Raw genomic sequence first — 23,824 nt, 5'->3', positions numbered from 1 at the left:
CGTGTCGCTCGACACCGCAACGAAGAAGCAGATCATGGCCGACTACGCCACCAAGGAAGGCGACACCGGCTCCCCCGAGGTGCAGGTCGCGATCCTGAGCTTCCGCATCAACGAGCTCACCGCCCACCTCAAGGAGCACAAGCACGACCACCACAGCCGCCGGGGCCTGCTGCTCCTGGTCGGCCAGCGTCGTCGCCTGCTCGGCTACCTGGCCAAGAAGGACATCGAGCGCTACCGCACGCTGACGGACCGCCTGAGCATCCGCCGCAGCGGCGTCGGCATCCGCTAGTAACGCACGACGGGGGAGCGGCTTTCACGAGCCGCTCCTTCGCCGTATCCGGACACGGTCTTTGTAGGCTGTGTCCCGCGCGCGGGCATCCCGCGCTGCGATAGAACAAGACAGCACGAACCCCCTTCCCGTGCATCGGCACGAGGGAGACGAACAAAGACTGGGAGCGCCGCGTCGCGACCAAGGCGCCGACCTACAGCGCCGGTCCTCGGTAGTGGCCCCCGGGTAACGCACCCGGGTGCTTCGATCGAAGACCGGCTCGGCCGGCCCTGTGGCGTCATGCGCCGCGGACCTCCCTCGAAACGAACGAGGAGGGCACCCGTGGAGGGTCCCGACATCAGCTTCGCCGAAGCAGTCATCGAGAACGGCACGTTCGGCAACCGCACCATCCGCTTCGAGACCGGCCGGCTCGCCCGGCAGGCCGCCGGTTCCGCCGTGGTCTATCTGGACGACGACACCATGGTGCTCTCGGCCACGACCGCCTCGAAGCGCCCGAAGGACCAGCTCGACTTCTTCCCCCTGACGGTGGACGTCGAAGAGCGCATGTACGCCGCGGGCAAGATCCCCGGCTCCTTCTTCCGTCGCGAGGGCCGCCCGTCCGAGGACGCCGTCCTCACCTGCCGCCTGATCGACCGTCCGCTGCGCCCGTCCTTCAAGAAGGGCCTGCGCAACGAGATCCAGATCGTCGAGACGATCATGGCGCTCAACCCGGACCACCTGTACGACGTCGTGGCGATCAACGCGGCCTCGATGTCCACCCAGCTCGCCGGCCTGCCGTTCTCCGGCCCGATCGGTGGCGTCCGGGTGGCGCTCATCGACGGCACCTGGGTCGGCTTCCCCACGCACACCGAGCTTGAGCGCGCCGTGTTCGACATGGTCGTCGCGGGCCGCGTGCTCGAGGATGGCGACGTGGCGATCATGATGGTCGAGGCCGAGGCCACGACCGGCACGATCGAGCTGGTCAAGGGCGGCGCGGAGGCGCCGACCGAGGAGGTCGTGGCGGACGGCCTCGAAGCCTCCAAGAAGTTCATCAAGGCGCTGTGCGCCGCGCAGGTCCAGGTCGCCGAGAAGGCGGCCAAGGAGACCGGCGAGTTCCCGGTCTTCCTGGACTACCAGGACGACGTCTTCGAGGCGCTGGCCGCCGCGGTGACCGACGAGCTGTCGGCCGCGCTGACCATCGCCGGCAAGCAGGCCCGCGAGAGCGAGCTCGACCGGGTCAAGGACCTGGCCGCGGAGAAGCTGCTCCCGGCGTTCGAGGGTCGCGAGAAGGAGATCGGCGGCGCGTTCCGCTCGCTCACCAAGAAGCTCGTGCGTCAGCGCGTGCTGCGCGACAAGGTGCGCATCGACGGTCGCGGCCTGACCGACATCCGCACCCTGTCGGCCGAGGTCGAGGTCATCCCGCGCGTGCACGGCTCGGCCCTGTTCGAGCGCGGCGAGACCCAGATCCTGGGCATCACCACGCTGAACATGCTGCGCATGGAGCAGATGCTCGACACGCTCTCGCCCGAGACGCGCAAGCGCTACATGCACAACTACAACTTCCCGCCGTACTCGGTCGGCGAGACCGGCCGGGTGGGTTCGCCCAAGCGCCGCGAGATCGGCCACGGCGCGCTCGCCGAGCGCGCCATCCTCCCGGTCCTGCCGGCCCGCGAGGACTTCCCGTACGCGATCCGTCAGGTGTCCGAGGCGCTCGGCTCCAACGGTTCGACCTCGATGGGCTCGGTCTGCGCGTCCACGATGTCGCTGCTCAACGCCGGTGTGCCGCTCCGGGCGCCGGTCGCGGGCATCGCGATGGGGCTGATCTCGGACGAGGTCGACGGCAAGACCGAGTACGTCTGCCTGACCGACATCCTCGGTGCCGAGGACGCGTACGGCGACATGGACTTCAAGGTCGCCGGCACCAAGGAGTTCGTCACCGCGCTCCAGCTCGACACCAAGCTCGACGGCATCCCGGCGTCGGTGCTCGCCGGTGCGCTCAAGCAGGCCAAGGACGCCCGCCTGCACATCCTCGACGTGATGATGGAAGCCATCGACACGCCGGACGAGATGTCGCAGTTCGCGCCGCGCATCATCACCGTCAAGATCCCGGTGGACAAGATCGGCGAGGTCATCGGCCCGAAGGGCAAGATGATCAACCAGATCCAGGACGACACCGGTGCCGAGATCACCATCGAGGACGATGGCACGATCTACATCGGTGCCTCGGACGGCACCTCGGCCGAGGCCGCGCGGGCGACGATCAACGCGATCGCCAACCCGACGATGCCCGAGGTCGGCGAGCGGTACCTGGGTACGGTTGTCAAGACCACCACGTTCGGCGCGTTCGTGTCGCTGATGCCCGGCAAGGACGGCCTGCTGCACATCTCGCAGCTGCGCAAGATCGCCGGCGGCAAGCGGGTCGAGAACGTCGACGACGTGATCAAGGTCGGCGACAAGGTGCAGGTCGAGATCGCCGAGATCGACCAGCGCGGCAAGCTGTCGCTCGTCCCGGTCATCGAGGGCGAAGACAACGCCGAGACCACCGAGGACGCTGCCGCCAAGTGACGTTCTCCTCGTCGAAGAACCAGGTCGCTGCGTCCGCGCAGCGGCCTGGTTCCACGAAGACCCTGCTGCGTGACGCGGACGGCACCGGTGCCGTCCGCCGCACCGTCCTGCCCGGCGGCCTTCGGGTGATCACCGAGAACATGCCCTCCGTGCGCTCCGCCACGTTCGGGATCTGGGTCGGGGTCGGCTCGCGGGACGAGACACCCGCGTTGGCCGGCACCTCGCACTACCTCGAACACCTGCTGTTCAAGGGCACCGAGAAGCGCGACGCGCTGGAGATCTCGGCCGAGCTGGACGCGGTCGGCGGCGAGATGAACGCGTTCACCACCAAGGAGTACACGTGCTACTACGCACGTGTGCTCGACACCGATCTCCCGCTCGCGATCGACGTGATCTGCGACATGGTGACCGGCTCGCTGATCGACGCCGAGGACGTGGACGCCGAACGCGGCGTGATCCTCGAGGAGATCGCGATGAACGAGGACGAGCCCGGCGACCTCGTGCACGAGCTGTTCTACGACGCGATGCTCGGCGACGCCCCGCTCGGTCGTCCGGTGCTGGGCACGGTCGAGTCGATCAACGCGCTCACCCGGACCCAGATCAGCGGCTACTACAAGCGTCGCTACAAGGCGCCGAACATGGTGGTGACCGCGGCCGGCAACGTCGACCACGCCAAGGTGGTCCGCCTGGTCAAGAAGGCGTTCGCGCAGGTGCGCGTGGACGAGCAGGCGGTGCCCGCCGCGCCGCGCGCCGGTGGGCGCGGGGCCCGGGCGACCGGCAGCGTACGGGTGCTGAACCGGCCGACCGAGCAGGCCCATCTGGTGCTGGGCATGCCGGGGTTGGCCCGGGACGACGATCGGCGATTCGCGCTCAGCGTGCTCAACACCGCGCTGGGCGGCGGGATGAGTTCGCGGCTCTTCCAGGAGATCCGGGAGAAGCGCGGCCTGGCCTACTCGGTCTACTCCTTCCACTCCGGCTATGCCGACCTGGGCGTGTTCGGCATCTATGCCGGTTGCCAGCCCAAGAAGGCCCGCCAGGTGATCGAGATCTGCCGGACCGAGCTGGACCGGGTGGTCCGCGAGGGCCTGCCGCAGGACGAGATCGATCGGGCCATCGGGCAACTGCGCGGTTCGACCGTGCTGGGCCTGGAGGACACCGGGTCCCGGATGAGCCGGATCGGCAAGAGCGAGCTCGTCTACGGCGAGCACCTGTCCGTCGACGAGGTACTCGCCCGGATCGCGGCGGTCACCGCCGCCGAGGTCCACGACGTGGCGAAACACCTGCTCGCCGCGCGGCCCACCCTGGCCGTGGTCGGACCGTTCGCCGACGACGGGGACTTCGTCGCCGCGTCGGCCTGATCGCGGCGCGATCGAAGTCGAAACACGTTCTGACTGGAGAGTGCACGACATGACTGCAATCCGGGTGGGTGTGATCGGTGCGGCCGGCCGCATGGGTTCCGAGGCGTGCCGGGCCGTCGAGGCCGCGGCCGACCTCGAACTGGTGGCGCGCGTCGACGAAGGCGACGACCTCGCCGAACTCGCGAAGGCGGGCGCGCAGGTCGCCGTCGACTTCACCCACCCGGGTGTGGTCATGGGCAATCTCGAATATTGCGCCGGCGCCGGCATCCACGCCGTCGTGGGCACCAGCGGTTTCACCCCCGACCGCCTGGCGCTGCTGCGCGAGTGGCTGGCGAAGAGCCCGCGGACCGGCATCCTGATCGCGCCGAACTTCGGCATCGGCGCGGTGCTGATGATGCAGTTCGCGGCGAAGGCGGCCCGGTTCTACGAGTCGGCCGAGATCGTCGAACTGCACCACCCGAACAAGCTGGACGCGCCCAGCGGCACCGCCCGCCGGACCGCCGAGTTGATCGCCGAGGCACGCGAGCGGGCGGGCCTGGCGGACATGCCCGACGCGACGGTGGACGACCCGGACGGCGCCCGCGGCGGCAAGGTCGACGGCGTCCCGGTGCACGCGGTGCGCCTGCGCGGTCTGGTCGCCCACCAGGAGGTCCTGCTCGGCGACGAGGGCGAGATGTTGACCATCCGGCACGACTCGTTCCAGCGCACGTCGTTCATGCCGGGCGTACTGCTCGGGGTGCGTCGTGTGGTTTCCGTGCCCGGCCTGACCGTGGGCCTGGAACACTTCCTCGATCTGGACTGAGCATCGTGAAGCAACGTGTCACCGCGCTCGTGCTGATCGCGGTTCTGGTGTTCTACGTCTTCCTGGTCGGCAGTCGTGGCCTGATCGCGATTCGCGACGGGGAGCCGGTCACCATCGTGCTGGGTCTGGCGATCCTGCTCGTGCCGATCGTCGGCGCCTGGTACATCTGGCGCGAGGTGCGTTTCGGCTTCGCGATGCAGCGCCTGGCCCGCGAGTTGGCGGCCGAGGGCGCCCTGCCGCCGGACGAGTTGCGGCGCACGCCGGGCGGCCGGGTCGACCGGGACAGCGCGGACGCGGTGTTCGAACGACGCAAGGCGGAGGTCGAGGCCGCCCCCGAGGACTGGCGGGTCTGGTACCGGCTGGCCGTCGCGTACGGCGACGCGCGCGACAACGCGCGCGGGCGCCGGGCCATGCTCACCGCGATCCGCCTGCACGCGGGCCGACCCGCGGCGAGGGCCCAGGGCGCGTCTTCGCCCTAGGTTCGCAGGGCCGGCCGGCCCGTCGGCGGTTCCAGCGCGGCCAGCACCTGGGCGGACACCGGCGCGGCCAGAATGCCGACCACCGCGTCCACCAGGTCCGCCACGAAGGCCGCCGGCGGCAACACGTCGTGCGCCTGCCCCTCGTACACCCGCTGTTCCCGGTCGGCCGTGGCGTGCACCGCCAGACTCCCGCCCAGCCGCAGCCGGTTGCGCCGCACGGCGGTCGGCAGATGACCCAGCGCGAGGTCGATCAAGGCGCCGAACTCCGGTGAGCTGCCCTCCAGGCCCATGGCCGGCAGCGCGTACGTGCTCGCGCCCATGTGCTGGTGCACGCGGGCCAGAAAGCGCAGATAGAAACTGCCGCCGACATCGATCTGTTCGGCGAGCGGTCGCACCATGGCCTCGGCCAGCGTCCTCGGCTGTGCGTCCAGTCCGGTGCGCACCGACTCCCGGACCAGATCCTCACGGCGCGCGTTGATCGCCACGAGTCGGAATCCGAAGATTGCCCGGATCAACTCCTCTTTGTTGCCGAAGTGGTATTGCGCGGCCGAATTGTTGCGCTGACTCGCCGCGACACTGATCTGTCGCAGCGAGACCGCGTCGATTCCGTGCACGGCGAAGAGCCGCTCGGCGGTGAGCAGAAGGCGCTCGCGGGTCGGAGTTCGGCTCACGGCGCCCACGTTAAGACGGCTGACTTACCTTGTTCAATGGCACATCGGTGTGGTGTTCACCGTGTTCGTCGGCCGTTTCGTCCGCCGATCCGCGCTCACTCGCCGATGGCCACCGCCGTGTGCAATCGCACCTGTCGGATCACCGAGCCGCCCGCCTCGTCCACCCACAGTTCGCGGGTCGCGCCGTCGGGTGCCCAACCGGTGCCGACCAGGAAGTCGTACAACGGCTTGTCGCTCTCCAAAACCCAGGTCACCAGCGTTTCCACCTCGTCCGTCGCGGCGTCCGCGACGACCGCCGTCAGCAGCCGTGAGGCGTGCCCCTCGCGCTGTCGTGGCGGGTCGATCACCAGGATCGCCAACTCGCCGGAGCGGGCCGGGTCGAGATCCTCGTCCGAGCCGGGCACCAGGGCCGCGAAACCGGCCACGGTCGGCCCCGCACAGGCCACCAGCAGGCGGTGGCGGGGCGAGGGTGGCGCGATCGCCGCGTCCTCCCACTCGGCGGCCAGCGCCCGGGGCGTCGCCGCCTCCAGCGCGGCGGCCGGCAACACTCCGGTATACGCGTCGTGCCAGGCCCGGGCGTGCGCGGCGCCCAGGGCGGCACCGTCGCCGGCGTGGGCCGGGCGTACGTACGGATCGGTCATGTGGCGCCCCCATCGTCGAGTACGGCCGATTCTCGCGCGCCCCGGCGGCCCGTGTCCCCCGCTCGCCGAACGCGCACACGGGTGGGCGACACGCGGGACAGGCGCTCCCGACCGCGCGCGCGGCGTGCAACGCTGTCCGCCAAGGATTGGTGGGCGCGGCAGCGGAGGATGGTCATGGGGGTCCGGATCCGACGAATCGCCCCGGCGTGTGCGGTGGTCGTGCTGCTCGCGAGCGGCTGCATGGTCGGTCCGACGATCGACGACGAGAAGCCGAAGGCGGCGGGCGCGGGCGCGACCGGCAATCCGCCGGACCTGCCGGGCAAGAACCCGACGGGTGGTTCGGCGCCGAGCGCGGCGCCCCCCGGCGCGGCGGTCCCACCCGGCCAGGTCCCGCCGAAACAGGGCTCGCACACGTACTCGAACGGATTGACGGTGGCCACGCTGCCACTCGCGGTGACCCGCTCGGTGGGCGTGCCGAACGAGAAACGCGAGACGGTCGACGTCGCGATCCCGATCCGATACACCAACCGGACCGGCTCCAACCTGGTGGCCGACCTGTTCGGCGTGACGCTGTACGCCGGGCCCGACGGGTGGCCGTGCGGGCCCGCGAAGACCGGGCCCCTGCGCAGCGGCCCGGATCAGGCGGCGCGCAACGCCGACACGGTGTTCACCTACAACTTCGCGGTGCCCCGCGAGCTGGTCGGCAGGCTGGTGATCCAGGTGCAGCCGTTCATGTCCCGGCTGGACAAGGCAACCTTCGAGACGTCCGTGGCGCTGCCCGCGAGTGCCGCCACCCGGCCCGCCGAGGGTCCGGCGACGCAACCCGGCACGGTGGTGGTGCCCAGATCCACACCGACGGCGGGCGCCTCGGCCACCGCGTCCGCCGGCTCGGCCACGGCGTCGAGGGATGTCGGTGGGCGTGGTTAGGCTGGAGCGCCCGTCCACCCCGACCTCATCGACGAGGAGCAACTCCGCGTGACCGAAACACCCCAGGAGAATCCGTCCGCCATCCGCTTCCGCAGCGACGTCACGGTCGAGCTGATCAAGCACAGCGCCGCCGACCAGGACGTGTTGTGGGCGGCTCGGGTCTCCACGGCGGGGGAGAAGTCCCTCGACGAGCTCGAAAAGGATGCCTCGCGGTCCAGGGGGCTGATCAACTTCCTGATGCGGGACAAGCACGGCAGTCCCTTCGAGCACAACTCGATGACGTTCTTCGTGAGCGCGCCGATCTTCGTCTTCCGCGAGTTCCACCGGCACCGCGTCGGCTGGTCGTACAACGAGGAAAGCGGCCGCTACCGCGAGCTGCAGCCGGTGTTCTACGTGCCCGCCGAGGACCGCAAGCTGGTCCAGCAGGGCAAGCCCGGTGCCTATGTCTTCGTCGACGGCACCCCCGAGCAGTACAAGACGGTGGACAGCGCCACGCGCGAGTCCTACGAGGCCGCCTACGCGGGCTACCAGCGCATGTTGGCGGCGGGCGTCGCGCGCGAGGTGGCGCGCACCACGCTGCCGGTGGGCCTCTACTCGTCGATGTACGCGACCTGCAACGCGCGTTCGCTGATGCACTTCCTCGGCCTGCGCACCAAGCGTGAGGACGCGACCTTCCCGTCCTTCCCGCAGCGCGAGATCGAGATGGTCGCGGAGGGCATGGAGGCCGCGTGGGCCGAGCTGATGCCGCTCACGTACGCGGCGTTCAACGCGAACGGACGAGTCGCGCCGTAGGTGTTGAGCCGTCCGAGTGGTCAAATCGGCACATAGGGTGACATCAGAACTTTTTCGTCCGAATCCCTAAGGTTTCGCTCGCTGTGGGTCGATACTGAAAGAGATCAGGCGCTGCTCGAACCCCCGAGCGGGCAGCGCCTGGTCCTTTCTTTTCGTCCGGTCGCCGGACCATGTGCGCGGGTGCCCGAAGTCTCGGCCGAACGCCCGGGGTTGCCGTCGAGACAGCGGCCGGGATCGGCGGCCGAACCGCGGTCCAGGTCTCATAAGGCGGGTGCTACCCGCAGGTCAGGTGTGCGCCCGGTACCGTTTGGGCCATGGCTCCGACGTCTACCCCCCAGACCCCCTTCGGCCGGGTCCTCACCGCGATGGTGACCCCCTTCACGGCCGATGGTGCGCTCGACCTTCCCGGCGCCCAGCGCCTGGCCTCCCATCTCGTCGACGCCGGCAACGACGGACTCGTCGTCAACGGCACCACCGGCGAGTCGCCCACCACGAGCGACGCGGAGAAAGAGCAGTTGGTCCGGGCGGTGCTGGAGGCCGTGGGCGATCGCGCGTTCGTGGTCACGGGGGTCGGCACCAACGACACCCGACACTCGGTCGAGTTGGCCCGGCAGGCACAGGCCGCCGGCGCCCACGGTCTGCTCGTGGTCACCCCGTACTACAACAAGCCCCCGCAGGAGGGCCTCTACCGGCACTTCACCACCATCGCCGACGCCACCGAGCTGCCGGTGATGTTGTACGACATCCCCGGTCGCAGCGCAGTACCGGTCGAGACCGAGACCCTGGTCCGGCTCGCCGAGCACCCCAGGATCGTCGCGAACAAGGACGCCAAGGGCGACCTCGCCTCCGCGAGTTGGGTCATGGCGCGCACCGACATGGTGTACTACAGCGGTGAGGACGTGCTGAACCTGCCGCTCCTGTCCATCGGCGCGGTCGGTGTGGTGAGCGTGGTCGGGCACCTCGTGTCGGCGGAGCTCCGCGCGATGATCGACGCCCACGTGGGTGGCGACGTCGCCAAGGCGCGCGAGATCCACCAGCGCCTCCTTCCGGTGTACACCGGCATTTTTCGTACCCAGGGCGTGATCCTCACCAAGGCCGCCCTGGGATTGCAGGGCCTGCCCGCCGGGCCGCTGCGGCTGCCGCTGATCGAGGCCACCAAGGCTCAGATCGCGCAGCTTAGGCAGGATCTTTCGGCGGGTGGGGTAGAGCTGTAAGCAGGAATATCTGTAAGTAGTGCCCCGGGCGGGTACCACACCCGCCCGGGCCGAACACGAGCTTTTGCGCGTCCCCGTACGACCGTTCGAGACGGCCGGGCGGCGGCACGTGGCGAGGAGAGAACTTGAGCCATCCCCATCCCGAATTCGGCCCGCCGCCGGTGCTGCCCAAGGGCGGCCTTCGGATCACTCCGTTGGGTGGTCTCGGCGAGATCGGCCGAAACATGACCGTCTTCGAGTTCGACGGCCGGCTGCTGATCGTCGACTGCGGGGTGCTGTTCCCCGAGGAGGAGCAGCCCGGAGTCGACCTCATCCTGCCGGACTTCAGCTCGATTCGGGATCGCCTCGACGACATCGAGGCGATCATCCTGACGCACGGGCACGAGGACCACATCGGTGCGGTCCCGTATCTGCTCCGCGAGAAGGCCGACATTCCGCTGATCGGGTCGAAGCTGACCCTGGCGTTCATCGAGGCCAAGCTCACCGAGCACCGCATCCGGCCGTACACGCTGGAGGTCAAGGAAGGCGACATCGAGCGGCTCGGTCCGTTCGAGTGCGAGTTCATCTCGGTGAACCACTCGATCCCGGACGCGCTCGCACTGGCCATCCGCACCGAGGCCGGCACCGTCGTGCACACCGGCGACTTCAAGATGGACCAGTTGCCGCTGGACAACCGGCTGACCGACCTGCCGGCGTTCGCGCGCCTGGGCACCGAGGGCATCGACCTGCTGCTCGTGGACTCCACGAACGCCGAGGTGCCCGGCTTCATCCCGGCCGAACGCGACATCGCCGGCGTGCTCGACCGGGTCTTCGCGGACGCCGACCAGCGGATCATCGTGGCCAGCTTCGCCAGCCACGTGCACCGCATCCAGCAGGTACTGGACACCGCGTACGCCTACGAGCGCAAGGTCGCCTTCGTCGGCCGCTCGATGGTGCGCAACATGAAGATCGCCGGTGAGCTGGGCTATCTGAAGATTCCGGCCGGACTGGTCGTGGACGTCAAGACGCTGGACGACCTGCCGCCGGACGAGGTGGTGCTCGTGTGCACCGGCTCGCAGGGCGAGCCGATGGCGGCGCTGTCGCGGATGGCCAACCGCTCGCACCAGCAGATCCGGATCGTCGAGGGCGACACGGTGGTGCTCGCGTCCTCGTTGATCCCGGGCAACGAGACCTCGGTCTACCGGGTGATCAACGGGCTGACCCGTTGGGGCGCCAAGGTCGTGCACAAGGGCAACGCCAAGGTGCACGTCTCCGGACACGCCTCGGCCGGTGAACTGTTGTACTTCTTCAACCTCACCCGGCCGCGCAACCTGATGCCGGTGCACGGCGAGTGGCGCCACCTGCGGGCCGCCGCCGACCTGGGCATCAAGACCGGGGTGCGCAAGGACCGGGTGGTGCTCGCCGAGGACGGTCTCACCGTCGACCTGGTCAACGGTGTGGCCAAGATCACCGGCAAGGTGCAGGCCGGCTACGTCTACGTGGACGGTTTGTCCGTGGGCGACGTGACCGAGTCCTCGCTCAAGGATCGCCGGATTCTGGGCGAGGAGGGCTTCGTGTCCGTGTTCCTCGCCGTGGACTCCTCCTCCGGCAAGGTGGTCGGCGGGCCGACCATCACGGCACGCGGCTCGGGCATCGACGACGCCCGGTTCGACGCGGTGATCCCCAAGATCGAGGAGATGTTGCAGAAGGCGGCCGCCGACGGGGTGGCGGAGCCGTATCAGCTCCAGCAGCAGGTGCGCCGGATCGTCGGCAAGTGGGTGTCGGACACCTATCGGCGCCGGCCGATGATTCTGCCGGTGGTCGTGGAGGTCTGATCCTCGCCTCCTCGTCGTCCTGCCCGGGGCCCGCTACGAATTCTTCGTAGCGGGCCCCGTGTCGTCGTCGGTGTGGTCGGGGCGCCGGTTGTCGTCGTTCGTGGTCGGGCGCGGCGGCGTGTTCTCGACCGATTGTGCGAGCCGGTCCGGACGCGGGGTGCGGGCCGACGGGTGCGCGGGTGGGTGGAGGGCCGCGGGGAGCGGGGTGCGGCGGGCGTGAATCGGGGGTTTCCGGGTGATTTCGCGGTGTGTAATTCGGGTTTTCGTACCTCTCGGTGCCGTGCTCGCCGGCTCCTAACGTCGGTCGTGTTCGGAGGGCATTCGGCCCTTCGGGCAGGACGGGTCGACACCGTCGACAGGATCGGCAGTCGGGAGCAGAGATGGATACGGGACTGAACGCGGGACCGAAGGCGGGACCCGGCGTGGGAGCGCACGCGGGATCGGGCGCGGGGCTGGACGCGGTACGGCGGGACCGGCGCTGCGGTGGGGCACGGCGCGGTGCGCCGCCGCCGGCCCCGCCGATTCCGGCGCCTCGGCCGCCCGCGGTCCGGCCCGGGCAGCGGCAGCGGGGTCGGGGTCGGGCCGCGGTGATCGCGCTGGCCTCGTGTGCGGCGCTGGGATTGGGCACGGGGATGATGGCCCCCGGGTCGCCGGCGGCGGCCGCCTCGCGCTGTGATCACGTGGCCAAGGACAACCGGCCGGAGCTGCGTGAGGGGGATCGGGACGACGCGGTCGCCCAGGTGCAGTGCCTGATCGACACGCGGTCCGGTGCCCCCGGGGAGCTGCCGGACAACGGAGTCTTCGACGCGGCCACCGCGGACGCGGTCCGGTGGGTCCAGAAGTGCAACACCCTCGAACCGTCGGGGGTCACGGACGCGGCCACCTGGAAGGTCCTCTACCGCGCGAAGAAGGGATGCGGGAAGAAGGCGGAGCAGGCGGTCGACACCGGCTGAGCGGGGCGGAAGGGCCGGGCGGTGGGGACGAAGGGCGTCGGCGGGTCGGCCGGGGATCGGACCGAGGGGGCGGTTCGGCCACGCGGTGTGCACAGGCCGGGTGTGATGGTCACACCCATCCCGGGGGCTGTGGACAACCGGCGGCACGCGCGGAGGGGACGCGCGCACACTGACCCGCATGACGTCGACCGACCTTTGCGCCCTGCTGTCCCGGCCCTTCACCCTCGCCGTCGCCGCCCGCCACGGGGTCGGCCGGTCGGTCGTCCGACGCCTGGTGCGGGACGGCGACGTGCGTCGGGTCATACACGGGGTCTACGTCGGCGCGCATGTCGTGGACACGCCTGCGGTGCGGGCCCGGGCCGCGGTCGTGGTGCTGCCCCGCGGGACCGTGGTCTGTGGGCGCACCGCGGCGGAGTTGCACGGCGTGCGGGTGCCGGCGGATCCCCGGGACGGGGCTCGGCGGACGGCACCGGTCGAGGTGGTCGTGCCGGTGGGGGCGGTACTGCCCCGCCGGCACGGCTGCCGGGCCCGGGTCATGGCGCTGGCGCCGGGGGAGGTGGTGTGGCCGGGCGGGATTCCGGTCACCTCGCCGCTCCGGACGGCGGCGGACCTGGTGCGTACCTCGGATCGGGACACCGGCGTGGTGGTGCTGGACGGGTTCCTGCGGGCCGGCCTGGTTCCGGCCGGGGGGTGGGCCGCGGCGGTGCGGCGTTATGCCGGGCATCCGGGTCGGCAGCGGCTCGCCGAGGCGGGGCGGCTGGCCGACGGGCGCAGCGCGAGCGAGGACGAGACCCGACTGCGGCTGGCACTGCTCGGCGCAGGGTTGCCGCCGGCCGAGGTCGGCTGGGAGATTCGCTCGGCGTTCGGCCGGACCCTGCACCGCTTCGCCCTGGCCTGGCCGCGGTGGCGGGTCGGGGTGGGGCTGACGGCGGACCGGCAATGGGTGCGGGCGCGGTCGCGGAGCATCGGCGGACAGGGCTGGTGGGTGTTGGACTGCCCGACGGACCAGGTACGCGTGAACGCGCCGGCCACGGTCGCCCGGATCGGGTCCGAGCTGCGGCTGCGCGAGCGTCGATATGCCGGCGACATCGCCGCGTGAGGGCCGGCATGCTGCCGCGATGAACGTGAACGAGCCCGCGTGGGTGCGCACCGATCGCCTCGACCTGATCCCGGTCGAGGCGGAGCACGCCGAGGAGATGGTCGAGGTGCTCGGCGATCCGGCGCTGCACACCTTCATCGGTGGTGAACCGGAGGACTTGACGGCTCTGCGGGCCCGGTACACGCGGTGGGCCGCGGGGTCGCCGGACCCGCGGGTGACCTGGCTGAACAGGGTGATCCGGCTGCGTGCGCAGGAGCGGTTGGTGGGCACGGTGCAGGCCACGGTCGGCCCCGGTCCGGTCGCCGAGGTGGCGTGGGTCGTGGGCGGCGCCTGGCAGGGCCTGGGTATCGCGAAGGAGGCGGCGATCGGCTGGGTGGCCTGGCTGCGCGCGCACGGTGTCGAGGAGATCCACGCGCACATCCACCCGGCCAACCTCGCCTCGACGGGCGTCGCCAGGGCCGCGGGTCTACGCCCCACCGACCACTGGCAAGAGGACGAACAACGCTGGTCGACGCCCGGCCCGGACACACCCACCGACTGAGCCCGGCGACGTCGGGGCCGGCGGACCGGACCCGGGTCGCCGGGCCCGGACGGTGGCCGGCGGGTCGTCCTTGGTCAGTCCTCGGCGGAGACGCGCATGACCAGGATGGCCATGTCGTCGCGGGCCTGTTCCTCGGCGAACTGTTCGACCGCGCGGTGGATTCGGGTGGCGACCGCGCCCGCGGTCAGGCCCGTGCATCCGGAGAGCACGTCGGCCAGACCGTCGTCGCCGAGCATGCGGGTGCCCTCGCGGCGTTCGGTGACTCCGTCGGTGACGCAGACCAGGACGTCGCCCGGGTCCAGATCCACCGTCTCCAGGACCAGGTCGACCTCGTCCAGCACGCCCAGCAGCGGCTGTGGCGTGGCCACCGAGGTGACCGTGCCGTCGGGACGCAGCCGCAACGGGAGCGGGTGCCCGGCGGAGACCAGACTGAGCCGCACACCGCCGCCCTCGCGGTGGGTGATGTGGCCGTGCAACAGGGTGAGGAACCGGCTGCGCGGTCCCTCCTCCAGGATCGCGGTGTTCAGCCGTTGCAGGACGGCCGGTACCGACAACCCCTCGCGGGTCAGCAGCCGCAGGGCCTGCCGGGCCAGTCCGGTGACCGCGGCGGCCTCGGGGCCGGTGCCGCACACGTCACCGATCGCGAAGCCCCACTTGTCGTCGCCGATGGTGAACAGGTCGTAGAAGTCGCCGCCGACCTCGTTGCCCTCGCCGGACGCCTGGTAGACCACCTCGACGTCGACCCCCGGGACCTTGGGCAGCTCGGGCGGCAGCAGGCTGCGCTGGAGGGCCTGGCTGGTCGAGTTGCGCTCGGAGTACAGCCGGGCGTTGTCCATCGCCAGCGCGGCGCGCCGGGACAGGTCCTCGGCCAGCTCCAGGGTGTCCCGGCGGAAGCGGTCGCCGGCCAGGATGCCGAAGGTCAGCATGCCGATTCCGCGGCCTCGGGCGACCAGCGGCAGGGTGACCGCCTCGCCGGTGACCAGGTCGGCGTGCTCGCGGACCACCTCCGGGTCCAGATGCCGCAGGCCCAGCCAGCGACGGGCGCCGGGCGTGGGCTGGGCGCGCGGCGGCTCGGCCCGGTCCAGCAGTGCCCGCAGGTCGTCGATCCGCATCTCGTCGGCGTGCCACACCACGCTCAGCACCGGCGCGTGCGACTCGCCGGTGTGCACCGCGCACCACGTGCCGAGCCGAGGCACCACGATCTGGGCGATCATGGCCAGCGTCATTTCCGGGTCCAGGGTGCCCGCGAGCAGGTCGGACGCCTCGGCGAGGAAGGACAGCGAGCCCCGGCGGACCCGTTCCAGCTCGGACAGCCGCGCGCTCTCCACGGTCAACGAGACCCGGTCGGCGGCGCGCTGGAGTCGGGCCGCGTCGTCGTTGTCGAAGCGCGTCGCGGATTCCGAGGCGACGCCGAGCGTGCCGGTCAGCCGCCCCTCGACCTTGAGCGGGACGGTCACCGCCGAGCGCATCCGGGTCTCCCGCAGGATCGGCACCGCGCCGGGGCCGGTGTCCAGGTCCTCGTATACCGCGGGCATCCGGGCCGAGCCGTAGCGGCCCACCGAGGTCTCCACCGGCACCCGGGACAACCGGTGCGCGGCGCCGGCCAGGCCGGTGGTGGCGCGCACCTCCATCTCGCTCTCGTCGTCGGTGGCCAGCAGGACGAACGCGGCGTCCGCGTCGAGCAGGTCGCGGGCGCGTTCGACCGCGCGCTGCAACAGGTCCTCCAGGCCCAGCCGGCTCAGCCCGTCGATGCCGTCCCACTCGTTGTCCGCGGGCGTCGCGGTACCGGCCCTGGCGCGAGCCGCGTCCCGGTTCTCCAGCACCGCGCGGGCCTGCGCGGGCACCAGCAGCGCGACCAGGGCCGGATCACCGCCGGCATCGCGCAGCCGCACATGCGAGGCGAACACGCGCGAGGCGATGCCGTCGGCGGCGCGGATGTCGTAGCCGCCCTGCCAGCGGGACAGCTCCAGCATCTCGTCCAGGGTCAGTTCGGTGCCGGGCGTCTGCGGCCACGCGACCAGGTCGTTCAGCGACATGCCGACCGCCTCGTCGTCGCCCAGGCCGAACAGCCGGGCCGCCTCGGGGCTCCAGTGCGTCACCTTGCGCGAGGCGTCCGCGTGCAGCACCGCGACGCCGATCGGCACCGAGGCGTCGGGCAGCGCGTTGGCCGGCAGCAGCGGTCCCGCCGAGCTGGTCGCCGAGACCGGATCGGGCAGTTCCAGCCGGAACCACACCCGCTTGACGTTCTTGGCGTACTCCACGCCCCACCCGGAGGCCAGCGACGCGGACAGGAACAGGCCGCGCCCGCTCTCGTCGCCGTCGTCGAACCCGGTGACGGGCTCGGGCAACTCGCGGCTGGGGTAGTGGTCGGTGACCTCGATCTGCACGCCGCCGTCGTAGCGCACACAGGAGACCTCGGCCGAGGTGCCTGCGTGCACGATCGCGTTGGTGACCAACTCGCTGGTCAACAACACGGCGTCGTCCACGACCTCGCCGGCGTCCCAGTCGCTGAGCGTCTTGCGGACGAACGAGCGTGCGGCCGCCACGGACCTGCCCTCGGGTGCGAAGGCAGCGCTCATCCGGGCAGTGATGAGCATGCTCGTTCCCTGATCCATACACTCCCGCATCTGCGACGAACGGCGGCTGCGGTGACGAATCCGGCTCCACAGTCCGGCAGATTCGCACCCTATCGGTTCAGGACGATCGGGCGGACCCCTTCCAAACAGTGACGGATCCGTCACGATTCCGACAGAACTTCCGGGCGAGCGGGCCTTTCGCGCCCACACTTTCCGGTTGACAAGCACCATCCTCCCGGACCGCCTCTGCTCTCAACCCTGTGAGTGAAAGACTGTCGATGGCAAGCGACCGGGTGCACGAGCGGTCGCGGCGAATCGGTCCGGCGGAGGAAATGCGAGATGGCGAAGGCTTCCCCAGGGCAGGCACGGACGACGGCCGCCCGGAGCCGGCACGACGAGCAGGATCTGCGTCGGCTGTTGGCCGCGCTGACCGGCGTCCGTGACGGCAACTTCCGCAAGCGCCTCACGGTCTCCGGCGACGGGATCATGTCCGAGATCGCCGTCGTGTTCAACGACATGGTCGAGCGCAACCAGCATCTCTCCGGCGAGTTGGCCCGAGTGCGCCGGGTGGTCGGTCGTGAGGGCAAACTCACCGAGCGGCTCGACCCCGGACCGGGCGAGGGCGCCTGGGCGACCAGCATCGACGCGGCCAACGCGCTCGTGGAGGACCTGGTCCGCCCGACCGTCGAGGTCGGCCGCGTGCTGGCCGCGGTCGCCGAGGGCGATCTGTCCCAGCGGATGGACCTGCGGATCGCCGAGCAGCCGTTGCGCGGCGAGTTCCTGCGGATGGGCCGTACCGCCAACGGCCTGGTGGATCAGCTCAGCGCGTTCGCCGACGAGGTGACCCGGGTGGCCCGCGAGGTGGGCACCGAGGGCAAGCTGGGCGGCCAGGCCCGGGTGCGCGGGGTGTCCGGCAGTTGGAAGGACCTCACCGACTCGGTCAACACGATGGCCAGCCGGTTGACCCTCCAGGTGCGCGACATCGCGCTGGTGACCACCGCCGTGGCCAAGGGCGACCTCTCCCGCACGGTCACCGTCGAGGTGGCCGGCGAGATGCTGGAGCTGAAGGAGACCGTCAACACGATGGTCGACCAGCTCTCCGGCTTCGCCCAGGAGGTCACCCGGGTGGCCCGCGAGGTCGGCACCGAGGGCCGCCTCGGCGGGCAGGCCCGGGTCGAGGGTGTCTCGGGCACCTGGAAGGACCTCACCGACTCGGTCAACATCATGGCGGGCAACCTGACCGCCCAGGTGCGCGACATCGCGCAGGTGACCAAGGCGGTCGCGTACGGCGACCTGTCGCAGACCATCACGGTGTCCGCGCGCGGCGAGATGGCCCAGCTCGCCGAGACGATCAACGCGATGACCGGCACGCTGCGCACGTTCGCCTCCGAGGTGACCCGGGTCGCCCGCGAGGTCGGCTTCGAGGGTCGGCTCGGCGGCCAGGCCCAGGTACCCGGTGGCGCGGGCATCTGGAAGGACCTGACCGACTCGGTCAACACCGCCTTCTTCAACCTCACCGCGCAGGTGCGCGACATCGCCGGGGTGACCACGGCGGTGGCCCAGGGCGACCTGTCGCAGAAGATCACCGTGGACGTCTCCGGCGAGATGCTGGAGCTCAAGAACACCGTCAACACCATGGTCGGCCAACTGTCCGCGTTCGCCTCGGAGGTGACCCGGGTGGCCCGCGAGGTGGGCAGCGAGGGCATCCTCGGCGGTCAGGCGCAGGTATCCGGGGTGGCCGGCACCTGGAAGGACCTGACCGACTCGGTCAACGTGATGGCCGGCAACCTGACCGGCCAGGTCCGCAACATCGCCCAGGTCTCCACCGCGGTGGCCCGGGGCGACCTGTCGCAGAAGATCACGGTCGACGTCTCCGGCGAGATGCTGGAGCTCAAGAACACCGTCAACACGATGGTGGACCAACTGTCCGCGTTCGCCTCGGAGGTCACCCGCGTCGCCCGCGAGGTCGGCGGTGAGGGACGTCTGGGCGGTCAGGCCCGGGTCGTCCCGGGCGTCGCCGGCGTCTGGCTCGACCTGACCGACTCGGTGAACTTCATGGCGGGCAACCTGACCGCCCAGGTCCGCAACATCGCCGAGGTGACCACGGCGGTCGCGCGCGGCGACCTGTCCAAGAAGATCGACGTGGACGCGCGCGGCGAGATCCTGGAGGTCAAGAACACCGTCAACACGATGGTCGACCAGCTCTCCGCGTTCGCCGACGAGGTCACCCGGGTGGCCCGCGAGGTCGGCACCGAGGGTCGGCTCGGCGGCCAGGCCCAGGTGCTCGGCGTGGCCGGCGTCTGGCGCGACCTCACCTACTCGGTGAACTCGATGGCCGGAAACCTCACCGAACAGGTCCGCAGCCTGGGCCAGGTCACCACGGCGGTGGCCCGGGGCGACCTGTCGCAGAAGATCACCGTCGACGCGCGCGGCGAGATCCTCGAACTCAAGAACACCGTGAACACCATGGTCGACCAGCTCTCCGGCTTCGCCGACGAGGTCACCCGGGTGGCCCGCGAGGTGGGCACCGAGGGCCGCCTCGGCGGCCAGGCCGACGTCAAGGGCGTCTCGGGCACCTGGAAGGACCTGACCGAGTCGGTCAACGTGATGGCCGGCAACCTGACCGGCCAGGTGCGCAGCATCGCCGACGTGACCACGGCGGTGGCCACCGGCGACCTGTCCAAGAAGATCACCGTCGACGCGCGCGGCGAGATCCTGGAGCTGAAGGAGACCGTCAACACGATGGTCGACCAGCTCTCGGCGTTCGCCGACGAGGTGACCCGGGTGGCCCGCGAGGTGGGCACCGAGGGCCGCCTCGGCGGCCAGGCCCGGGTGCGCGGGGTGTCCGGCATCTGGAAGGACCTGACCGACAACGTCAACGTCATGGCCAACAACCTGACGTCCCAGGTCCGCAACATCGCCCAGGTGGCCACGGCCGTGGCCGACGGCGACCTGTCGCAGAAGAGCACGGTCGAGGCCAAGGGCGAGATGGCCGGTCTCGCGGGCACCATCAACACGATGGTGGACACGCTCCGGGCGTTCGCCGACGAGGTCACCCGAGTGGCCCGCGAGGTGGGCACCGAAGGCATCCTGGGCGGCCAGGCGCACGTGCCCGGCGTCTCGGGCACCTGGAAGGACCTGACCGACAACGTCAACTCGATGGCGGACAACCTCACCGGCCAGGTCCGCAACATCGCCAAGGTGACCACCGCGATCGCGGGCGGCGACCTGTCGCAGAAGATCGACGTGGACGCCCGCGGCGAGATGCTCGAACTCAAGACCACGATCAACACGATGGTCGACCAGTTGTCCGCGTTCGCCGGCGAGGTGACCCGCGTCGCCCGCGAGGTGGGCACCGAGGGCATGCTCGGCGGTCAGGCCGAGGTCGAGGGCGTCTCCGGTACCTGGAAGCAACTCACCGAGAACGTCAACGAGTTGGCCGGCAACCTGACGCGCCAGGTGCGGGCCATCGCCGAGGTGGCCACCGCAGTGACCCGCGGCGACCTGTCCCTGCAGATCGCGGTCGACGCGTCCGGAGAGCTCGACGAGCTCAAGGACAACATCAACCAGATGATCTACAACCTGCGCGAGACCACCCGGGCCAACCGCGAACAGGACTGGCTCAAGACCAACCTGGCCCGGATCTCCGGTCTCATGCAGGGCCGCCGCGACCTGATGGCGGTCGCCGCGCTGATCATGAGCGAGCTCACCCCGGTCGTGGACGCCCAGCACGGCGCGTTCTTCCTGGCCGAGCTGACCCAGGAGGACGTGGTCGAGCTGCGGCTGATCGCCTCCTACGGCTACCAGGACGGCGGCGGCGTGCCCACCCGCTTCCGGCTCGGGCAGTCCCTGGTCGGCCAGGCCGCGCTGGAGAAGCGCTCGATCCTGATCCTGGACGCGCCGCCCGGCTACATCAAGATCGCCTCCGGACTGGGCGAGGCGGCGCCGGCGAACGTGATCGTGCTGCCCGTGCTGTTCGAGGACCAGTTGCTCGGCGTGCTCGAACTCGCCTCGTTCCGCCCGTTCACCAAGGTGCACCGCAACTTCCTGGAGCAGCTCAACGAGCAGATCGGCGTCACGGTCAACACGATCATGGCGAACTCGCGCACCGAGATGTTGCTGGCCGAATCGCAGCGGCTGACCGAGGAACTCCAGGAACGCTCCGAGGAGCTCCAGCGCCAACAGGGCGAACTGCGACACTCCAACGCCGAGTTGGAGGACAAGGCGGCGCTGCTGGCCCGGCAGAACCGGGACATCGAGATCAAGAACCGGGAGATCGAACAGGCCCGCCAGGCGCTGGAGGAGCGCGCCGAACAACTCGCGCTGTCCTCGAAGTACAAGTCCGAGTTCCTCGCCAACATGTCGCACGAGCTGCGCACCCCGCTGAACAGCCTGCTGATCCTGGCCAAGCTGCTCGCGGACAACGTCGAGGGCAACCTGACCCGCAAGCAGGTCGAGTTCGCCGAGACCATCCACGGCGCCGGATCCGACCTGCTGCAACTGATCAACGACATCCTGGACCTGTCCAAGGTGCAGGCCGGAAAGATGGACGTACGGCCCGCGCGGATCGCGCTGGCCCAACTGATGGACTACGTCGAGGCGACCATCCGGCCGCTGACCTCGGAGAAGAACCTCGACTTCACCGTGCACGTCTCGCCCGCGGTGCCCGGCATCCTGTTCACCGACGAGCAGCGCCTCCAGCAGGTGTTGCGCAACCTGCTCTCGAACGCGGTCAAGTTCACCGACTCCGGCTCGGTCGAGGTGTTGATCACGCTCACCGACGACATCCCGCTGACCAACACCGAGTTGGACAACGCCGAGCACGCGGTGGCCTTCTCGGTGATCGACACCGGCATCGGCATCGCGGTGGACAAGCTCAAGGTGATCTTCGAGGCGTTCCAGCAGGCCGACGGCACCACCAGTCGCCGCTACGGCGGCACCGGGCTGGGGTTGTCGATCAGCCGGGAGATCGCCTGGTTGCTCGGCGGCGAGATCCACGCCGAGAGCATGCCGGGCCGCGGCAGCACGTTCACCCTCTACCTCCCGCTGGACAGCGTCCTGGTTCCGGGCGACGAGGCCGGCCACGACCGGCAGGGTGAACTCGCCCCGACGCCGTACCGGAGTGCGCTGCCCGCCGCGCCGCCCTCCACCCCGCTGCTCAGCGACGCCCCCGAGCTGCTCTCGGACGGCGAGCCGGTCGTCGAGGAGACCGGCAAGCGGGTGCCGCGCCGGGTGCTGGTGGTGGAGAACCCGCAGACCGACGGCGCCCCGCTGGCCACCGTGCTGGCCGCGATGGACGGCGCGATCGAGTTGAGCACGGCCCCCGACGAGGGCGAGGCGGTGCGTCTGCTCGCCGAGGCGCCGCCCGCGTGCCTGGTGGTGGACCTGCGGCTGGCCGACGAGGGCGCCTGGCAGGTGCTGGACGCGGTCGCCTCCCGGACGGAATTGCAGAACCTGCCGGTCGTGGTGCACGTCCCGGAGCGGCCCACCCGTTCCGAATCGGGCCGACTGCGCGGCTACCGGCGCCGGATCGTGCTGCTCCAGCGGGTCTCCACCCCGGACGCGCTGACCCGGACGGTCCTGGGCGCCGCCGGCCCGGACCGCACCGAGCACGCGGGCCCGGCCAAGCCGGTGGTCGAGCCGTTCGAGGGCACCTTCGACGGCGAGCGGGTGCTGATCGTCGACGACGACGTGCGCAACGTGTTCGCCCTGACCAGCGTGCTGGAGCAGTACGGGCTGAGCGTGTTGTACGCGGAGAACGGCCGCGAGGGCATCGAGGTGCTCCAGGCGCACGACGACATCGCGATCGTGCTGATGGACGTGATGATGCCCGAGATGGACGGCTACGCCACGACCTCGGCGATTCGCCGGATGCCGCAGTACGCGGGCCTGCCGATCATCGCGTTGACCGCGAAGGCGATGAAGGGGGATCAGGAGAAGAGCATCGACTCCGGGGCGTCCGACTACGTCGCCAAGCCGGTCGATACGCGGCACTTGTTGGGACTCATCCGAACCTGGCTCGACCACTAGTTCGCTTCCGGGGCGGCTCGCAGCCCATGATGGAACCCGAACGGGTCGAGTGACGTTGAAGGAGCGGAGGGGTCGATGCGGTGTTGTCGCGACCGTGGGTCGGGACGTGGTGACACCATGCGGTCGTCTGTTTCGGAATACCTGCCGAGCCGATCGCCTGGCCACTACCATGACCGGGACGAGCACCACCCGGAACGTGTGCTCGACCGGCGTGGCGTGCGCCGGGGCGATCTCGGCCGAGGCTGTGTCGAGCGAAACCGTGTCGATCGAGGCTGTGTCATTCAGGGCCGCGTATACCGAAAACATGCACAAGGACGAGTGGAGCCGACCGATACGCGGGGTCACCCACCGTGTCGGATCGAAGAGGGTGGGCCATGACGGAGAAGGCCAAGATCCTCCTGGTCGATGACCGTCAGGAGAATCTGCTCGCCCTGGAGGCGATCCTGTCCGCGCTGGACCAGACCCTGGTTCGGGCGCACTCGGGCGAGGAAGCCCTCAAGGCGCTGCTCACGGACGAGTTCGCGGTGATCCTGCTCGACGTCCAGATGCCCGGCATGGACGGTTTCGAGACGGCCGCGCACATCAAGCGCCGGGAGAAGACCCGGGACATCCCGATCATCTTCCTGACCGCGATCAACCACGGTCCGCACCACACCTTCCGCGGCTACGCGGCCGGTGCCGTCGACTACATCTCCAAGCCGTTCGACCCGTGGGTGTTGCGGGCCAAGGTCTCCGTGTTCGTGGACCTGTACAAGAAGAACTGCCAACTGCGCGAACAGGCCACGCTGCTGCGCGGGCGACTCGAAGGGGTCGCCGGCGGCGACCGGGCCGGGGCGGACGTGATCGCCGAGCTGTCCTCGCGGCTGGCCTCGGTCGAGGAGCAGGCCGACGGCATGGCCAAACAGGTCGAGTCGGCGAACGACGCGATCCTGGCCGCCTCGGCGAACCAGTTGCGCCGCCGGGTGGCCCGGATGCGCGCCGCCCTCGACGCCCTCGCCCCCGCGGCGGCCGGCCACGGCGGTCCGCCGCTGGTGCCCGCCCCGGACACCGGCGAGGTCGACGACTGACCCTTTGGTGTCGCACGCCGGCCGGGC

17 protein-coding genes are annotated in these 23,824 nt (G+C 70.3%); 14 read left to right on the top strand and 3 right to left on the bottom strand.

From position 1 onward, the window contains the following. Position 1 precedes the first annotated feature (1 nt). From rpsO to ACFXMF_RS04260, 5 genes are all read left to right on the top strand, one after another. The gene (gene rpsO / locus ACFXMF_RS04280; RefSeq protein ID WP_360304787.1) at positions 2 to 289 is read left to right on the top strand and encodes a 30S ribosomal protein S15; all 288 of its coding nucleotides are present in this window, start codon (positions 2 to 4) and stop codon (positions 287 to 289) included. A 321-nt stretch (positions 290 to 610) separates the two neighbouring features. After that, a complete protein-coding gene (locus ACFXMF_RS04275) occupies positions 611 to 2,833 on the top strand; it encodes a polyribonucleotide nucleotidyltransferase (RefSeq protein ID WP_379989330.1) in 2,223 nt (740 codons plus the stop codon). After that, on the top strand, positions 2,830 to 4,191 hold the full coding sequence (locus ACFXMF_RS04270) for a M16 family metallopeptidase (RefSeq protein ID WP_379989329.1): 1,362 nt from the start codon (positions 2,830 to 2,832) through the stop codon (positions 4,189 to 4,191). The genes ACFXMF_RS04275 and ACFXMF_RS04270 overlap by 4 nt, the downstream gene beginning before the upstream one ends. Positions 4,192 to 4,240: 49 nt before the next feature. Beyond that, on the top strand, positions 4,241 to 4,993 hold the full coding sequence (gene dapB, locus ACFXMF_RS04265) for a 4-hydroxy-tetrahydrodipicolinate reductase (protein WP_360304792.1): 753 nt from the start codon (positions 4,241 to 4,243) through the stop codon (positions 4,991 to 4,993). A gap of 5 nt (positions 4,994 to 4,998) precedes the next feature. Next, positions 4,999 to 5,472: a hypothetical protein gene (locus tag ACFXMF_RS04260; protein WP_360304794.1), complete on the top strand. Its 474-nt coding sequence runs from the start codon at positions 4,999 to 5,001 to the stop codon at positions 5,470 to 5,472. Here the strand turns inward: ACFXMF_RS04260 and ACFXMF_RS04255 are convergent. Together ACFXMF_RS04255 and ACFXMF_RS04250 are read right to left on the bottom strand one after the other, a co-directional pair. Next, complete coding sequence (locus ACFXMF_RS04255; RefSeq protein ID WP_360304796.1) at positions 5,469 to 6,143, bottom strand: helix-turn-helix domain-containing protein; 675 nt, start codon at positions 6,141 to 6,143, stop codon at positions 5,469 to 5,471. The genes ACFXMF_RS04260 and ACFXMF_RS04255 overlap by 4 nt on opposite strands. 95 nt (positions 6,144 to 6,238) lie before the next feature. Further along, the gene (locus tag ACFXMF_RS04250) at positions 6,239 to 6,784 is read right to left on the bottom strand and encodes a GNAT family N-acetyltransferase (protein ID WP_360304798.1); all 546 of its coding nucleotides are present in this window, start codon (positions 6,782 to 6,784) and stop codon (positions 6,239 to 6,241) included. Between the two features lie 174 nt (positions 6,785 to 6,958). On the opposite strand from ACFXMF_RS04250, the gene ACFXMF_RS04245 reads away from it, so the two are divergent. From ACFXMF_RS04245 to ACFXMF_RS04215, 7 genes are all read left to right on the top strand, one after another. Further along, complete coding sequence (locus ACFXMF_RS04245; protein WP_360304800.1) at positions 6,959 to 7,711, top strand: hypothetical protein; 753 nt, start codon at positions 6,959 to 6,961, stop codon at positions 7,709 to 7,711. Between the two features lie 48 nt (positions 7,712 to 7,759). After that, positions 7,760 to 8,503, top strand: a complete 744-nt coding sequence (gene thyX, locus ACFXMF_RS04240) for an FAD-dependent thymidylate synthase (RefSeq protein ID WP_360304802.1) — start codon at positions 7,760 to 7,762, stop codon at positions 8,501 to 8,503. A gap of 314 nt (positions 8,504 to 8,817) precedes the next feature. Further along, positions 8,818 to 9,717 (top strand): 4-hydroxy-tetrahydrodipicolinate synthase, encoded by a 900-nt coding sequence (gene dapA, locus ACFXMF_RS04235; protein ID WP_360304804.1) that lies wholly within the window; start codon positions 8,818 to 8,820, stop codon positions 9,715 to 9,717. 125 nt (positions 9,718 to 9,842) lie between these two features. Then, positions 9,843 to 11,531, top strand: a complete 1,689-nt coding sequence (locus ACFXMF_RS04230; RefSeq protein ID WP_360304806.1) for a ribonuclease J — start codon at positions 9,843 to 9,845, stop codon at positions 11,529 to 11,531. A 380-nt stretch (positions 11,532 to 11,911) separates the two neighbouring features. Continuing rightward, positions 11,912 to 12,484: a peptidoglycan-binding protein gene (locus ACFXMF_RS04225; RefSeq protein ID WP_379989326.1), complete on the top strand. Its 573-nt coding sequence runs from the start codon at positions 11,912 to 11,914 to the stop codon at positions 12,482 to 12,484. Between the two features lie 178 nt (positions 12,485 to 12,662). Then, on the top strand, positions 12,663 to 13,583 hold the full coding sequence (locus ACFXMF_RS04220; RefSeq protein ID WP_379989325.1) for a hypothetical protein: 921 nt from the start codon (positions 12,663 to 12,665) through the stop codon (positions 13,581 to 13,583). Between the two features lie 19 nt (positions 13,584 to 13,602). Beyond that, entirely contained in the window at positions 13,603 to 14,124 is a 522-nt protein-coding gene (locus tag ACFXMF_RS04215) for a GNAT family N-acetyltransferase (RefSeq protein WP_379989324.1), read from the top strand. Between the two features lie 74 nt (positions 14,125 to 14,198). Here ACFXMF_RS04215 and ACFXMF_RS04210 read toward each other — a convergent pair whose 3' ends face one another. Continuing rightward, the gene (locus tag ACFXMF_RS04210) at positions 14,199 to 16,721 is read right to left on the bottom strand and encodes a SpoIIE family protein phosphatase (protein ID WP_379989323.1); all 2,523 of its coding nucleotides are present in this window, start codon (positions 16,719 to 16,721) and stop codon (positions 14,199 to 14,201) included. A 318-nt stretch (positions 16,722 to 17,039) separates the two neighbouring features. On the opposite strand from ACFXMF_RS04210, the gene ACFXMF_RS04205 reads away from it, so the two are divergent. Both ACFXMF_RS04205 and ACFXMF_RS04200 read left to right on the top strand, forming a co-directional pair. Next, positions 17,040 to 22,730: a HAMP domain-containing protein gene (locus ACFXMF_RS04205; RefSeq protein ID WP_360304816.1), complete on the top strand. Its 5,691-nt coding sequence runs from the start codon at positions 17,040 to 17,042 to the stop codon at positions 22,728 to 22,730. A gap of 374 nt (positions 22,731 to 23,104) precedes the next feature. Further along, positions 23,105 to 23,797 carry a response regulator gene (locus tag ACFXMF_RS04200; RefSeq protein ID WP_360304818.1) on the top strand — a complete coding sequence of 231 codons (693 nt, stop codon included), beginning with the start codon at positions 23,105 to 23,107 and terminating at the stop codon, positions 23,795 to 23,797. Positions 23,798 to 23,824 lie beyond the last annotated feature (27 nt).

Origin of the sequence: Embleya sp. NPDC059213 (assembly GCF_042754445.1) — a bacterium.
GTDB lineage: Bacteria > Actinomycetota > Actinomycetes > Streptomycetales > Streptomycetaceae > Embleya.
Note: the sequence above shows the minus strand (reverse complement) of the source record. Positions and strands in the feature narration are given on the sequence as shown.

What these genes read in the sequence shown, in the direction of transcription:
- dapB (WP_360304792.1), top strand. Translation starts at nt 4,241, where the DNA reads ATGACTGCAATCCGGGTGGGTGTGATCGGTGCGGCCGGCCGCATGGGT.
- ACFXMF_RS04250 (WP_360304798.1), bottom strand. Translation starts at nt 6,784, where the DNA reads ATGACCGATCCGTACGTACGCCCGGCCCACGCCGGCGACGGTGCCGCC.
- ACFXMF_RS04245 (WP_360304800.1), top strand. Translation starts at nt 6,959, where the DNA reads ATGGGGGTCCGGATCCGACGAATCGCCCCGGCGTGTGCGGTGGTCGTG.
- dapA (WP_360304804.1), top strand. Translation starts at nt 8,818, where the DNA reads ATGGCTCCGACGTCTACCCCCCAGACCCCCTTCGGCCGGGTCCTCACC.
- ACFXMF_RS04225 (WP_379989326.1), top strand. Translation starts at nt 11,912, where the DNA reads ATGGATACGGGACTGAACGCGGGACCGAAGGCGGGACCCGGCGTGGGA.
- ACFXMF_RS04220 (WP_379989325.1), top strand. Translation starts at nt 12,663, where the DNA reads ATGACGTCGACCGACCTTTGCGCCCTGCTGTCCCGGCCCTTCACCCTC.
- ACFXMF_RS04215 (WP_379989324.1), top strand. Translation starts at nt 13,603, where the DNA reads ATGAACGTGAACGAGCCCGCGTGGGTGCGCACCGATCGCCTCGACCTG.
- ACFXMF_RS04210 (WP_379989323.1), bottom strand. Translation starts at nt 16,721, where the DNA reads ATGCTCATCACTGCCCGGATGAGCGCTGCCTTCGCACCCGAGGGCAGG.
- ACFXMF_RS04205 (WP_360304816.1), top strand. Translation starts at nt 17,040, where the DNA reads ATGGCGAAGGCTTCCCCAGGGCAGGCACGGACGACGGCCGCCCGGAGC.
- ACFXMF_RS04200 (WP_360304818.1), top strand. Translation starts at nt 23,105, where the DNA reads ATGACGGAGAAGGCCAAGATCCTCCTGGTCGATGACCGTCAGGAGAAT.